The sequence below is a fragment of the Curtobacterium sp. MCJR17_055 genome (genome assembly GCF_003224335.1).
In the GTDB taxonomy this organism is placed as follows: Bacteria; Actinomycetota; Actinomycetes; order Actinomycetales; family Microbacteriaceae; genus Curtobacterium.
Genome location: NZ_QKLF01000004.1, coordinates 80,300 through 93,883, shown reverse-complemented (window position 1 = coordinate 93,883; position 13,584 = coordinate 80,300). Strand labels below are relative to the sequence as shown.

General features: G+C 73.1%; 13 protein-coding genes. 6 read left to right on the top strand and 7 right to left on the bottom strand.

Annotated features, from left to right (window positions below):
- Positions 1–12: 12 nt before the first annotated feature.
- The 3 genes from ald to DEJ16_RS10155 form a co-directional block, all read right to left on the bottom strand.
- Complete coding sequence (gene ald / locus DEJ16_RS10165; protein WP_110824854.1) at positions 13–1,110, bottom strand: alanine dehydrogenase; 1,098 nt, start codon at positions 1,108–1,110, stop codon at positions 13–15.
- Between the two features lie 227 nt (positions 1,111–1,337).
- Positions 1,338–2,339, bottom strand: coding sequence for an AraC family transcriptional regulator (locus DEJ16_RS16050; protein WP_110824744.1), 1,002 nt, complete (start codon positions 2,337–2,339; stop codon positions 1,338–1,340).
- A 79-nt stretch (positions 2,340–2,418) separates the two neighbouring features.
- A complete protein-coding gene (locus DEJ16_RS10155) occupies positions 2,419–3,381 on the bottom strand; it encodes a sugar-binding transcriptional regulator (RefSeq protein ID WP_110824855.1) in 963 nt (320 codons plus the stop codon).
- Positions 3,382–3,574: 193 nt separating this feature from the next.
- On the opposite strand from DEJ16_RS10155, the gene DEJ16_RS10150 reads away from it, so the two are divergent.
- Positions 3,575–5,317 carry a glycerol-3-phosphate dehydrogenase/oxidase gene (locus DEJ16_RS10150; RefSeq protein WP_181419554.1) on the top strand — a complete coding sequence of 581 codons (1,743 nt, stop codon included), beginning with the start codon at positions 3,575–3,577 and terminating at the stop codon, positions 5,315–5,317.
- A gap of 181 nt (positions 5,318–5,498) precedes the next feature.
- Here DEJ16_RS10150 and DEJ16_RS10145 read toward each other — a convergent pair whose 3' ends face one another.
- Positions 5,499–6,155 (bottom strand): histidine phosphatase family protein, encoded by a 657-nt coding sequence (locus DEJ16_RS10145; protein WP_110824746.1) that lies wholly within the window; start codon positions 6,153–6,155, stop codon positions 5,499–5,501.
- A gap of 28 nt (positions 6,156–6,183) precedes the next feature.
- The gene (ykgO, locus tag DEJ16_RS10140; RefSeq protein ID WP_110824747.1) at positions 6,184–6,306 is read right to left on the bottom strand and encodes a type B 50S ribosomal protein L36; all 123 of its coding nucleotides are present in this window, start codon (positions 6,304–6,306) and stop codon (positions 6,184–6,186) included.
- A gap of 44 nt (positions 6,307–6,350) precedes the next feature.
- Here ykgO and DEJ16_RS10135 point away from each other — a divergent pair, with 44 nt between their 5' ends.
- Together DEJ16_RS10135 and DEJ16_RS10130 are read left to right on the top strand one after the other, a co-directional pair.
- Positions 6,351–7,364: a GTP-binding protein gene (locus DEJ16_RS10135; protein ID WP_110824748.1), complete on the top strand. Its 1,014-nt coding sequence runs from the start codon at positions 6,351–6,353 to the stop codon at positions 7,362–7,364.
- 59 nt (positions 7,365–7,423) lie between these two features.
- Positions 7,424–7,948, top strand: coding sequence for a DinB family protein (locus DEJ16_RS10130; RefSeq protein WP_110824749.1), 525 nt, complete (start codon positions 7,424–7,426; stop codon positions 7,946–7,948).
- Positions 7,949–7,973: 25 nt separating this feature from the next.
- Here the strand turns inward: DEJ16_RS10130 and DEJ16_RS10125 are convergent, their stop codons facing one another.
- Together DEJ16_RS10125 and DEJ16_RS10120 are read right to left on the bottom strand one after the other, a co-directional pair.
- Positions 7,974–8,984: a sugar-binding transcriptional regulator gene (locus tag DEJ16_RS10125; protein WP_110824856.1), complete on the bottom strand. Its 1,011-nt coding sequence runs from the start codon at positions 8,982–8,984 to the stop codon at positions 7,974–7,976.
- Positions 8,985–9,057: 73 nt separating this feature from the next.
- Positions 9,058–9,918 carry a GolD/DthD family dehydrogenase gene (locus tag DEJ16_RS10120; RefSeq protein ID WP_110824750.1) on the bottom strand — a complete coding sequence of 287 codons (861 nt, stop codon included), beginning with the start codon at positions 9,916–9,918 and terminating at the stop codon, positions 9,058–9,060.
- A 48-nt stretch (positions 9,919–9,966) separates the two neighbouring features.
- Here DEJ16_RS10120 and DEJ16_RS10115 point away from each other — a divergent pair, with 48 nt between their 5' ends.
- From DEJ16_RS10115 to DEJ16_RS10105, 3 genes are read left to right on the top strand one after another with little or no spacing between them, the layout of a single operon-like run.
- On the top strand, positions 9,967–11,271 hold the full coding sequence (locus DEJ16_RS10115; protein ID WP_110824751.1) for an RbtT/DalT/CsbX family MFS transporter: 1,305 nt from the start codon (positions 9,967–9,969) through the stop codon (positions 11,269–11,271).
- Positions 11,272–11,321: 50 nt separating this feature from the next.
- Positions 11,322–13,097 (top strand): dihydroxyacetone kinase family protein, encoded by a 1,776-nt coding sequence (locus DEJ16_RS10110; protein WP_110824752.1) that lies wholly within the window; start codon positions 11,322–11,324, stop codon positions 13,095–13,097.
- Positions 13,094–13,555: a ribose-5-phosphate isomerase gene (locus DEJ16_RS10105; protein WP_110824753.1), complete on the top strand. Its 462-nt coding sequence runs from the start codon at positions 13,094–13,096 to the stop codon at positions 13,553–13,555. The genes DEJ16_RS10110 and DEJ16_RS10105 overlap by 4 nt, the downstream gene beginning before the upstream one ends.
- The last annotated feature ends 29 nt before the right edge of the window (positions 13,556–13,584 follow it).

Genomic DNA, 13,584 nt, shown 5'->3' with positions numbered 1-13,584 from the left:
GGCGGGTCGGGTTCAGCGCCGCGCGACCGCCATGCCGTGCGCGGCGGCGACGGCCTCGTTCGTCACGCGGCCGTCGTGCACGTTGAGCCCGGAGGCGAGTGCCGGGTCGGACTCCAGCGCCCGCTCCCACCCCTGGTCCGCGATCGCCACGGCGTACGGGAGCGTCGCGTTCGTCAGCGCGATGGTGCTCGTCCGCGGGACCGCGCCCGGCATGTTCGCCACGCAGTAGTAGACGGCGTCGTGCACGGCGAACGTCGGGTCGTCGTGGGTGGTCGGCCGCGACCCCTCGAAGCACCCGCCCTGGTCGATCGCGATGTCGACGAGGACGGACCCGGCGCGCATGTCGGCGACCATCGCGTCCGTGACGAGCTTCGGAGCCGACGCCCCGGGGATGAGGACGGACCCGATCACCAGGTCCGCCTCGGCGACGGCGTGCGCGATCGCGAGCGGGCTCGACCGGAGGGTCGTCACCCGGCCGTCGAACCGCGCGTCGAGGGCTCGGAGGCGCGGCAGGCTGATGTCGAAGACCGTCACCTCGGCACCCATCCCGACCGCGATCGTCGCGGCGTGCTCGCCCGCGACACCACCGCCGATCACCACGACCCGCCCCTTCGGCGTGCCGGGGACACCCCCGAGCAGGAGCCCGCGGCCGCCGTTCGCACGCATGAGGTGGTGGGCGCCGACCTGGGCGGACAGCCGCCCGGCGATCTCCGACATCGGCGACAGGAGCGGCAGCGAACGGTCGGGGAGCTGCACGGTCTCGTACGCGATCGCGGTGGCGCCCGACTCGACCAGCGCCGCGGTCAGCGGGCGGTCGGCGGCGAGGTGCAGGTACGTGAAGAGGACCTGTCCCGCGCGCAGGAGCGGGTACTCGGCAGCCACGGGCTCCTTCACCTTGAGCACCATCTCGGCGTCCCAGGCCGACCCAGCATCCGACACGATCACGGCACCAGCTGCGGTGTACTCGTCGTCGGAGAACGCCGACCCGGTCCCGGCGCCGGACTGCACGAGCACCTCGTGCCCGTGCATCGTCAGCTCGGCGACGCCAGCCGGGGTCGCGGCGACGCGGAACTCGTTGTTCTTGATCTCGGTGGGGACGCCGATGCGCATGACGGACTCCTTCGTGGGCAGGTGCTCGGACACCGCCCATCCAGCCGCACGTTCGCCGCGAGTGCTCGCGCACCGAAGGATCACCCGCTCACCGGGTGTTCCGTTCCGCTCAGTTCGGCATCACGCAGGATGGGAGCGCTCCCACCGAACGATCTGGTCGCTCCCCCGGACCGACGCAGCACCTCGGCTGACGGCGACGAGCCAGCCGTCGGCGACCGGGTCTGCCCTCAGCGGCGCGACCTGGTCCGCAACGTGTCGCTCGGCAGCTCGCCGAACCGGGACCGGTACGCGGCCGAGAACCGACCGAGGTGGCCGAAGCCCCACCCGCGGGCGATGTCCGCGACCGAGGTCTCGTCCCGCTCCGCCCGTCGCAACTCGTGGAGGGCGCCGTCGAGCCGGACCGAGCGCAGCAGCTCACCGGGCGTCTGGTCCAGGTGACGGCGGAGCGACTGCTGCAACCCGCGCGGGCTGAGCCCCGCCGCCGCGGCGATCTCCGGCGTGCCGATCGGCTCCCGGGCGTGCGCCTGCACGTAGTCGAGCGCGCGTCGCAGCCGCTGGTGCTCCGGCCCGGACCCGGTCACGGCGGCACGCCAGGTGCTGCGGCGTGGGAACGCCCGGAGCGCCGCGTCCGCGAAGGTCTCGGCGACGTCACGGCGGACGGTGGCGGTCAACGGGGTGTCCACCTGCAGCCACGTCGACGAGAGCCGGCGGACCGTGTCGCGCCAGACCGCCATGCCGTCGGCGGTCGGCCGTTCGAGGGGTTCGAACGAGAACGTGTCGTCGCCGACCAGGCTCGTGACGAACGGGCGGTCGAGGTGCACGAAGTTGAGGCCGATGTCGCGGTGGTGCAGGTCGTACGGCTCCGACGGCAGGATGACCGGGACACCGGGCTCGAGGTCCACGGAGCGGCCGTTGAACGTGATGGTGCTGCTCCCGCTGCGGAGCCACGCGACGATGAAGTCGTCGGACTGGCTCTGACTGCGCAGGTCGACGCCGAAGCGGGAGGTCCGCAGGGACATCCGTTCATCGGTGACACCGGCGAAGTCCCACGCTGTGTCGGCGTGCGTCCGCCGGATCGCGGGGGCCTTGAGGTCGTAGTCGGAGGTGAAGAACGCCATCGCCTGGTCGATGTCCGTGCCTGCCAACCGCCGGTACGACCGGGTGTCGGCACGCTCGACGCCGACGGGCGGAGCGGACGGAGCGGGACCGGCATCGGGAGTGAGCACCATGCTCCGACCGTACGCGACACCTCCGACATCCGACCCGACGGGCCTCCCCCAGAGCCGGGGCCACGCGCGTCCCGTCCGGTCAGTTCTGCAGGATCGCCTGCCCGACGCTCTCGTCGAGGATGAGGTCCGTCACGAGCCCCGCGGCCAGGGCGCCACGCAGCGACGCGGCCTTCCCCCGCCCGGCGACGACGCAGATCCGACGCGGTGCCCGCTTGACCGTGTCGAGGTCGGGCGCGCCGGCGCGGGCGTTCACCCCGATGTCCTTCCACGACCCGTCCGCGCGGTAGAACACGGTGGACACGTCGCCGACGACCCCGGCCTGTCGCAACTCGTCCTGGTCCGCCGGGTCGAGGTACCCGCCGGAGTACACGTGCGACGGCACCGGGGCCTGCGGAGCGCCGACCCCGAACACGACCAGGTCCATCCGCTCGTGCAGGTCGAGCACGCGTCGGATCGAGCGCTCGCGGAACAGCGCGGCCTTCGTGGCGGGGTCGTCGAAGAACGCCGGCACGGGGAACTGCTGCACGAGTGCGCCGTAGGCCTCGCCGAACCGCCGGAGGATCTCCGACGCGTAGACGATGCCCGTCGTGCGGGTGTTCGCGGCGCCGTTCACCTGCACGACGGTCGACCCGTGCGTGGTCTTCGGCACGAGGTAGCGACTCACGGCGCTGACCGTCGAGCCCCACGAGATGCCGATGACCATGTTCGACTCGATGTACTGCGTCAGGATCCGGGCGGCGGACAGGGCCACCCGCTCCAACCGGTCCACGTCGCTCGTGTGGTCCGGGACCGGCACGACGTGTGCGTGCACGCCGAAGCGCGCCCGGATGCTCCGGCTCAGCGCGGCCGCCTGGTCGAGCGGTGAGCGGATCTGGATGTCGACGAGCCCGGTGTCACGGGCGTACTTGAGCAGGCGGGACACCGACGACCGGGACGTGCCGAGCTCGTCGGCGATGGCGTCCATCGTGAGGTCCTGCAGGTAGTAGAGGTGCGCGGCCCGCAGGGCCTGCTGGGTGCGCACGGGCTGGGCGGCGTCGCTCATGGGTCCGAGCATGCACGGACGTGCACGCGCTCTGCAACCCCGTCCGGCCCTCCCGTCCGCCGTCCGCCGACCCGGACGGGAGGCGCGACAAGCGTTCTGCACGTCCGTGCACCGAGGTTGCCCACACGTTCCGACGAGCGCACGATCGATGGAGTACCAACGGAATCGACCCCAGAAAGCGATGCGAACGACCATGTCGAAGAAGACGCAGCCCAGGAACACGGTCACCGCCCTCACCGGACGCCCGAATGCACAGGTCCTCATCGTCGGTGGCGGGATCAACGGCATCGCCACCTTCCGCGACCTCGCACTGCAGGGCGTCGACGTCGCCCTCGTCGAACGCAGCGACTACGGCTCGGGCGCATCCGCCGCGTCGAGCCACATGATCCACGGCGGCATCCGCTACCTCGAGAACGGCGAGTTCCGTCTGGTGCGCGAGAGCGTGCAGGAGCGCAACGGCCTCATCCGCATCGCCCCGCACTACGTCAAGCCGCTGCAGACGACCATGCCGGTCTTCTCGACGTTCTCCGGCATCATGAACGCCCCGCTGCGCATGCTCACGCACAAGCAGCGCTCCACGAAGGAGCGTGGCGCGATGCTCATCAAGATCGGCATGACGATCTACGACTCCTTCTCGCGCGACGGCGGTTCGGTCCCGAAGCACGTCTTCCGCACGAAGAAGGCGGCGCTCGAGGACATGCCGGCCCTCAACCGCGACCTCAAGTACACGGGCACGTACTACGACGCCTCGGTGCACGAGCCGGAGCGCCTGGCGCTCGACGTCCTGAAGGACGGGCTCGCCGCGAGCACCGGCACCGGCTCGGACGCGACCGCCCGTGCGACGAACTACGTCGAGGCCGTCGGCAGCCGTGACGGCGGCGTCCTGCTCCGTGACCGCGAGACCGGCGAGGAGTTCGTGTTCACCGCGGACGTCGTCGTGAACGCGTCCGGTCCCTGGACGGACCTGACGAACGAGGCGTTCGGTGGTGGCACGAAGTACATGGGCGGCACGAAGGGCTCCCACATCGTCGTCGACAACCCCGAGCTGCTCGAGGCGACGAAGGGCCGCGAACTGTTCTTCGAGAACAACGACGGCCGCATCGTCCTCATCTACCCGCTCAAGGGCCGGGTCCTCATCGGCACGACCGACATCGACGCCGACCCGTCGCAGCCGGTCGTCACGACCGACGAGGAGATCGACTACTTCTTCGGGCTCGTGAAGCACGTGTTCCCGCAGATCGAGGTCACGCGCGACCACATCGTCTACAGCTACTCGGGCATCCGACCGCTCCCCCGCCACGAGGACACCGCCCCCGGGTTCGTGTCCCGCGACTACCGGATCGTCGACACCCCGATCGCCGGCCTGCCGGACACGACCGTGCTGTCGCTCGTGGGCGGCAAGTGGACGACCTTCCGGGCCCTGGCCGCGCACCTGTCGACCGACGTCACGAAGAAGCTCGGCGTCGCCCGCACGGTCGACACGACCGGCATGCCGATCGGTGGTGGCAAGGACTTCCCGACCACCGACGGCCAGCGTGCCCTGTGGATCAAGTCGCACCGTGACGGCCTCGCGTCCGAGACCGTCGACCGCCTGCTCGACCGCTACGGCACCCGTGCCGCCGAGGTCGTCGACGCGCTGGTCACCGGTCCGGTCGAGCCGCTCGAGTCGGACGGTACGCTGACCCGCGCCGAGGTCCGGTACTTCGCCGAGCACGAGCAGGCCGTGCACCTGGTCGACGTCGTCCTCCGCCGCACGAACCTCGCGTTCGTCGGTGGCGTCACGATCGACCTGCTCGACGAGCTCGCCGACGTCATGGCCGAGACCCTCGACTGGACGGCCGAGGAGCGCGCCGACGAGGTCCAGCGCACGCTCGACGTGCTGCGTGAGTCGCACCGCGTCATCGTGCCGCTGACGTCCGCGTCGCAGCTCGCGTAGTCCACGCGACGCACGACGGACGGGAGGCACGGTGCCAGCTGGCACCGTGCCTCCCGTTCGTCTCCCCCGCCACCTGCCCGGTGCGAGACGCCCCGATGCGCCGAGACGCCGCCGGATGCCGCGGCGTTCCGCCGTCGGAGCGGCGTTCTGCCGGCCCGGCGGCGTCGCGCCGTCGGTGCCGTCAGAACCGCTCGCCGGTCGGGTCCTGCGCGGCCAGGTCGGCGAGGTCGTCGCCGCCGACGGGCTCGCCCGCCCAGTCCACGAGGCGCCACCCGTCGGCGGTCGAGCCCTCGAGCTCCACGACGCCGGTGTTCTCGAGGTGCCGGTTCCGCCCGAGGTCGTCCGGCACGTTCTGCGCCGTGACCGCGGCCCAGATCCGGATCGCGGCACCGTGGCTGAACGCCGCGACGACGTCCGCCCCGGTCTCCTCGATCTGCCGCACGGCGTCGTCGTACCGCGCGAAGAACGCGTGGCCGTCCTCCGCGCCGGGCAGGTGCTCGTCGCGGTCGCCGGCGGCCCAGGCGTACACGGCCGCGAGGTAGCTCTGGACGGCGACCGTGTCCCGTCTGCCCTGCAGGTCGCCGGCCTCGATCTCCCGGAGGCCCGGCAGCACCACGGGTGCGAGGTCGAGCGCACGCGCGAGCGGGGCCGCGGTGATCTGCGTCCGGACCATCGTCGAGGTGAACAGGCGCTCGATGCCCCGGTCCCCCAGCGCGGCGGGGAGCGCGTCGGCCTGCTCCTGTCCGAGCTCGGTCAGGCCGGGTCCGGGCACCTCCGCGTCGAGCAGGCCGGTCACGTTCGCGGGGGTCTGTCCGTGTCGGACGAGCAGGAGTCGCATCCCCTCACCCTACGGAGCGGCTCCCCCACTAGCCCTGACGGGTGTTCCAGCGCGGGTCCTTCTTGTTGATGACGTACACGCGCCCGCGCCGCCGCACGACCTGCGAGCCGGGGATCTTCTTGAGCGCCTTGAGCGAGGTGCGGACCTTCACGTGGACCTCCTTGATGAGAACGGTTTTCATGTACCGTACTGCACATGGCCGCAGTCCCGATCACCCTCGTCTCCGCCCTCCACGACGTCGACGCCGCACGCATCGCCGCACGACTGTCCGACGGGCACCGGCTGCACGCCGCCGGCAGCGCGATGGCCGCGGCGCGGGCCGTCGCGGACCGGGCCGGGCGCCTCGCCGACGTCTGCGGGCCCGGGGCCCGGCACGCGCTCGTCGTCACCCTGCCCGTCGGCGGTGACGCTCGGGCCGTGGGCATGATGCTCGCGAACGCGGCCCGGGCCGAGACGGGCGACGACCGGGTGCTCCGGCACGTGGTGTCCGTCCTCCGCGCCGACGAGGTCGAGCACCTGTTCTGGTCCGGCGTCGACGACGCGTTCGTCGCCGGCGAGCGCCTCGCGGCCCTGGTCGAGTACGCGACCGTCATCGTGCTCGACCGCACCGACCGCCTGCCCACGGCACGGCGTCGCGCCCTCGTCGCCCTCGTGCACCGCTGCGCGCCGTCCGCCGTGGTCCTCGCCGACGAGCGGGTCCGCAGCGCCGACGACCTCCCGACGTCGAACGGCGGCGCGGCCCGCATGCTCGCCGGGAGCGCCGGGTGGATGCGGGCCCTGTCGACCGGGGCCGACGACGCCCACCGGCGGTCCGCAGACGGGCTCACCGCCGTGTGCTACCGGGACCCGCTGCCCTTCCACCCGTCCCGACTCGCCGACGTCGTGGAGCACGACCTCGCGGCCGGCCCGGACGGACGGGTCTTGCGCTCCCGCGGGTTCTTCCGGCTGGCGTCCCGGCCCGACCACGTCGGCTCCTGGTCGAGCGTCGGGGCGATGCTCGCGCTCGACCCGACCGCGAACCCGTCCTGGGACGAGGACGCCCCGATCGGCCAGTCGCTCTGGTTCGTCGGCGAGGACCTGGACGCGGTCCGGCTCACGCGGGCGCTCGACGGAGCGCTCATCACCCCGGACGAGCTGCTCGCCGGGCCGGACCTGTGGCGCGCCTGGGCCGACCCCTTCCCGGTGTGGCCCGTCCTCGACCGCGACTGACGACATCGTCCCCGCGACCGACCCGCCACCGAGCCGACCGGGACTGCTACCGTCTGGCCGTGGCGATCGAACCGGACACGAAGAACTGGACCTGGGTCATCGAGGCGGCGTGCCCGGACTGCGGCTTCGACGGCAGCGCGGTGACGTTCCGGGACGTGCCCGCGGTCATCGACGCGAACACGGACGGCTGGCCAGAGCAGCTCCGCCGCCCGGATGTGCGGGAGCGCCCGGACGAGTCGACGTGGTCACCGCTCGAGTACGGCGCCCACGTCCGTGACGTGCACCGGAAGATGACGGAGCGCCTCGAGCTGATGCTCGCCGAGGACGACCCGCTGTTCCCGAACTGGGACCAGGACGCCACCGCCGTCGCGGACCGCTACGCCGAACAGGACCCGGCGACCGTCGCCCGGGAGCTCGTCGCCGCCGCCGACCGCGCCGTGTCGGCCTTCGGCGGGGTGCCCGACCACCAGCTCGCCCGGACCGGGCGCCGCTCGGACGGCAGCGTCTTCACGGTCGCGACGCTCGCCGTCTACTACGCGCACGACCCGGTGCACCACCTGTGGGACGTCCGCCGGTCGCGCTGACCTGTCCGGGCCTCGCGGCCGGGCGTCAGGCGAGCGCGTCGAGCAGTGCCCGCGCCGTCGCCGCGTCGGTGACCAGCTCGTTGACGAGCCGGCCACGCACGGCGCTGATGATGCTCGGCACCTTCACGGCACCGACGGCCACGCCGACCGCGTGCGGCACCGCGGCCAGGACCTCCCGCGAGGTCCGGACCATCCGCTCGCTGCCGGGGAACTCGATCGCCTCGCCGTCGGGGCCGGTGAAGTTCAGGCACACGTCCCCGGTCGCCCGGTCGAAGACCGCGTGGTCCACGGGCAGGCCCCTGGCCATCGCGTCGCGGGTCGCGACCGGCGCACCGATGCCGAGGATCGCGCCCGTCGCACGCTCCCAGAGACCGACGACGTGTTGGAAGGCCGGGTCCTCGTCCAGGGAGGCCCGCAGCGCCTCCGACGGGAGCGCCTGCGCGAACAGGAAGGTCGGGATCGCCCCCGACCGCTCGGCGGCCGCCCGGGTGATCTCGTTCGTCTGGAACCACTGGTTCGGGTCGGCCTGACCACCGACGGTCGGGACGAGCTGCACGCCCGGCATCGGGGGCACGACGCCGTGCGCGATGGCGTGCACCGTGCTGCCGGAGGACACCAGGACCGCGTCCCCCGGGGCGAGGTGCATGGCCTCGACCGCTGCGGCGACGGGCTCGGCGAGGTCGACGCCGAGGGTCGCCGTGTGCGTCACGGCCGCGAGGTACACGGCCTGCAGACCGAGCACGACCCGCAACCGCTCGGCCAGGACGGCGGTCTCGTCCTGGAACGGGTCGACGACCTCGATCCGGACGAGCCCGGCGCGGCGGGCCTCGGACACCAGGCGGCTGACGGTCGGGCGGGAGACGCCCAGGCGGGCGGCGATCTCGTTCTGCGTCGCGTCCTCGAGGTAGTACATCCGGGCCGCCTGGTACACCGTGTCGAGCGGGAACCGGGAGCGGGGACCGTCGCCGGCGGGGACACCGCCCTCCGTCGGCGGACCGCTGGCGGGTGCGGGGTCGGACGGACTCGTTCCGGACATCGAGCGCGGGCCTCCCGGGGTGGTGCCGTCGGCCGGGTGCCGGGACGACACCGCGATCGTAGCGCCGCCCGTCCTACCGGATGGTGAAGCCACCGTCGACGCGGAGGTCGGCGCCGTTCACCATCGCGGCCGACCCGCCGGCGAGGAAGAGCACCGCCGCCGCGACCTCGTCGGGCGTCGCGAACCGTCCGGTCGGGATCTCGTCCTGGTGGCGCAGGCCCGCCTCGTTCGCCCACGCGGACCGACCCAGGGCGGTGAGCACGACCGTCGGCGACACCGTGTTGACGGTGACGCCGCGGCGCCCCCACTCGAGGGCGAGCACGCGGGTCAGCCCGAGCAGACCGGCCTTCGACGCGCAGTAGGCGGCGTGCCCGTCGATCCCGACGTGTGCAGCCTGGGACGCGATGGTCACGACCCGTCCGTACCCCGCGGCGAGCATGTGCCGTCCGACCGCCTGCGTCACGCGGTGCGTGCCGGTGAGGTTCACGTCGAGCGTCCGCGCCCAGGCGTCGGGCCCGAGGTCCTCGGCGGGGGCCAGGGCGACGATGCCCGCGCAGTTCACCAGGACCTCGACGTGCCCGGCGCCGGCGAGGACCTCGGCGACGGCCGTGTCCACCGAGGCCTGGTCCGTGACGTCGCACCCGATACCGAGGTGCCCGTCCCCGGGCAGCTCGGACGCAGCCGAGGCCGACGCGTCGGCGCGGACGTCGATGACGGCGACCCGTGCACCGCGGCCGGCGAGGGCGCGTGCGACCGCGTTGCCGATGCCGGACGCGCCACCGGTGACGACCGCGACGCGGCCGGTGAACGGGTTCGTGTGGTCGAGGTGGGCCGGACCGGGCCGCAGCAGCGCGGCGAGGTCGTCGTCGTCCGGCAGCGCTGCCGGGGCCGACGCGGGACCGGTGGACGGGTGGTGGTTCTGGAACGCGGACATGACGGGTAACATACTCGATGTCAGATACCACTGCGATCGAGAGAGCCCATGTCGACGACGACGCCCCCACTCCTGCGCACCGCTCCCGCCCCCGGCCGCCTCGACCGACTCGGGATCCCCCGCCCCATCGCCCTCGGCTTCCTCGGCGTCCTGGTGATGATGACCGGGGTCGGCGTCGAGTCGAACTTCGTCACCCCGCACATGGTCGCCGTGCTCGGCAGCCCTCCGGCCACGGTCGCGACGATCGTCACCGGTGCGAGCCTCGCGACCCTCATCGGCAGCTACCTGTCCGGCGCGCTCGCCGACCTGGTCGGCCCACGCCCCGTGATGACCGTCGGCGTCGTCGTCTGGGTCGTGTTCGAGGTCCTGTTCCTCGGTGCCCTCCACCTCGGCAGCGTCCCGCTCACCGCGGTGGCCTACACACTCCGCGGACTCGGGCACCCGCTCGCCGCGTTCGCGTTCCTGGTCTGGGTGAACGTCACCGCACCCGTCGAACGCCGTGGTGCGGCGGTCGGGTGGTTCTACGTCGCCTTCACCGGCGGCCTGCCCACGCTCGGCTCGTTGTTCGCCCTCGGGACCATCCCGGCCCTCGGCGGCGGGGTCGTCGGCGAGACCGGAGCGATGACCGCCTCGATCGCCCTCGTCGTCGCCGGGTGGGCGCTCGCGCGCTTCGGTGTCCGGCTGCCGAGCGGCACGCAGCGGATCGCCCCCGCCGGCGAGAGCCCCTTGCGGGTCGTCACGAGCGGGATCCGCCTGACCGCGACACGGCCGCGCGTGCTCATGGGGTTCCTCGTCCGACTCGTCAACACCGCACCGGAGTTCGGCATGTTCGTCGTCCTGCCGGCCGTCATCGCCGACGAGCGCGGCTGGGGGCAACAGCGCTGGCTCCTCATGACCGTGTGCGTGTACGCGACGAGCATCCTCGTGAACGCCCTGTTCGGCTGGGTCGGCGACCGCATCGGATGGGTCCGCACGGTCCGCTGGTTCGGCGTCGTCGGGTCCGCGGTCGGGCTGCTGGCCTGGTGGTACGTCCCGCAACTCGTCCCCGCCGGCTCCGACTGGGGGTACGTCGCCGCCGTCGTCGCCGGGTGCGTCTTCGGGTGCTCGCTCGCGGGGTTCGTCCCGATGGGCGCGATCATGCCGGCGCTCGAACCGCAGCACCGGGGTGCGGCCATGGCGATGTACACGACCGCGGCCGGCGGTGCCGCGTTCCTCGGCACCGGTGTGGTGGCCGTCGTCCTCGCGCTCGGCGGGGGCGGTGCCGCCGTCACCTGGACGTTCGTGGGGCTCTACGCCTGCGCCTTCCTCATGGTCGGCCGACTCCACGTCCCGCAGCACGACGAGGCCCACTGACCGATGTCCCCGTCCCTTCCCACCCACCCGTCCCCCGAGGAGGACCGCACATGACCACAATCTGCGACGACCCCGACGAGTTCGCCGAGGACCAACTCGCCGGTTGGCTCGCCCTGTACGCCGACCGCGTCCGCGGTGTGACCGGCGGCGTCGTGACGCTGCCGACCGCCGACACCGACCCGCAGGTCGCCGTCGTCGTCGGAGGCGGCTCCGGCCACTACCCCGCCTTCAGCGGTCTGGTCGGCCCCGGGCTCGCGACCGGCGCGGTCGTCGGGAACGTATTCACGTCACCGTCCGCCGCCCAGGTGTACTCCGTGGCCAGGGCCGCCGACCAGGGCCGCGGCGTCGTCCTGTGCTTCGGGAACTACGCCGGCGACACGATGAACTTCGGGATCGCCGCCGAACGACTCCGCGCTGCCGGTGTCGACACGCGGATCGTGGTGGTCACCGACGACGTCGCCTCGGCGGACGAGGTCGACCGACGACGGGGCATCGCGGGCGACTTCGCGGTCGTCAAGGCCATGGGCGCCGCGGCGGCCGCCGGGGCCTCGCTGGACGAGGTCGAACGGGTCGGCCGGCACGCGAACGACCGAACGCGGACGATCGGCGTCGCCTTCTCGGGCTGCACGCTGCCCGGAGCCGACGAGCCGCTGTTCACGGTGCCGGACGGTCACCTGGGCCTCGGCCTCGGGATCCACGGGGAGCCGGGCATCCGCGACGTCCCGCTCGTGCCGGCCCGCCAGCTCGCGCACCTGCTCGTGGACCGGTTGCTCGCCGAGCGTCCGGCCGACGCCCCCGCCGGTGGCCGGGTCGCCCCGGTCCTCAACGGCCTCGGCGACACCAAGTACGAGGAGCTGTTCGTGCTCTGGGGACGGATCGCGCCGCTCCTCGAGCAGGCCGGTCTCGCGGTCGTCGAGCCCGAGGTCGGCGAACTCGTGACGAGCCTGGACATGGGCGGGTGCTCGCTCACCCTGCAGTGGCTCGACGACGACCTCGAGCGACTCTGGTGTGCCGACGCCTACGCGCCCGCCTACCGCAAGGTGGCAGCGCCCGTCGCCACACTCGTCCCCGCGGCCGTCGGGACCGAGTGCGCTGCGGACGCGACGGTCGTGCCGGACGCGAGCCGGGCCTCCCGGCAGGCCGCCGACACCGTGCGCGTGGTCGTCGCGGCGACGGAACGGCTGCTCCGCGAGCAGGAGCACGAACTCGGCCGCATCGACGCCGTCGCCGGGGACGGCGACCACGGACGCGGGATGGTGAAGGGCATCGGTGCGGCCCGGCGGGCGGTCGACGGCACGGACGCGACCGCCGGCGTCGCGTTCCTGCTCGGACGCGCCGGCGAGGCCTGGGCGGCAGAGGCCGGCGGGACCTCGGGCGTGCTCTGGGGCGCAGCCCTCGAGGCGTTCGGCGCCGCGATCGGCGACGACGTCGACGAGGTCACCGCGTCGCTCGTGGTCGACGCGGCCCGGGCCTTCGCCGACGCGGTCGTCCAGCTCGGACGGGCGCGGCGTGGCGACAAAACCCTGCTCGACGCCCTGCTGCCGTTCGTCGACGCCCTCGACGCGGCGGTGCGCTCCGGCGTGCCGCTGCCGGAGGCCTGGACCGCTGCCGCCGAGGTCGCCCAGCTCGAGGCGACCGCCACCGCGGCGCTGTCGCCACGTGTGGGACGAGCCCGGCCGCTCGCCGCGAAGAGCGTCGGCACCCCGGACGCCGGAGCCGTCTCGATGGGCATGGTCCTCACCCGGGTCGGCGAGGTCCTCACCGCCCGACGTGACACCACGAACACCACCATCACCACCACCACCACCGGAGGAGTGCACGCATGACGTTCCGCATCGCGATCGGGTCGGACGACGCCGGTTTCACGCTCAAGGAGGTGCTGCGCGCCGACCTCATGGCCGATCCCCGTGTCGTGGACGTCGTCGACGTGGGTGTCGACGCCGACGGCCACACGGCCTACCCCCACGTCGCCGTCGAGGCCGCGCGGCTCGTCGCCGCCGGGTCCGCCGACCGGGCGCTGCTCGTCTGCGGCACCGGACTCGGGGTGGCGATCAGCGCGAACAAGGTCCCCGGCATCCGGGCGGTGACCGCGCACGACCCGTTCAGCGTCGAGCGGTCGGTGCTGTCGAACGACGCGCAGGTCCTCTGCCTCGGGCAGCGGGTGATCGGCACCGAGCTCGCCCGCCGCCTGGTGCGCGAGTGGCTCGGGTACACCTTCGACCCGGCATCGGCGAGCGCCGGGAAGGTCGACGCGATCCGGTCGTACGAGCAGTCCGCCGGATGACCCGGTGAACGCTGTGCTCCGGCCGCCGG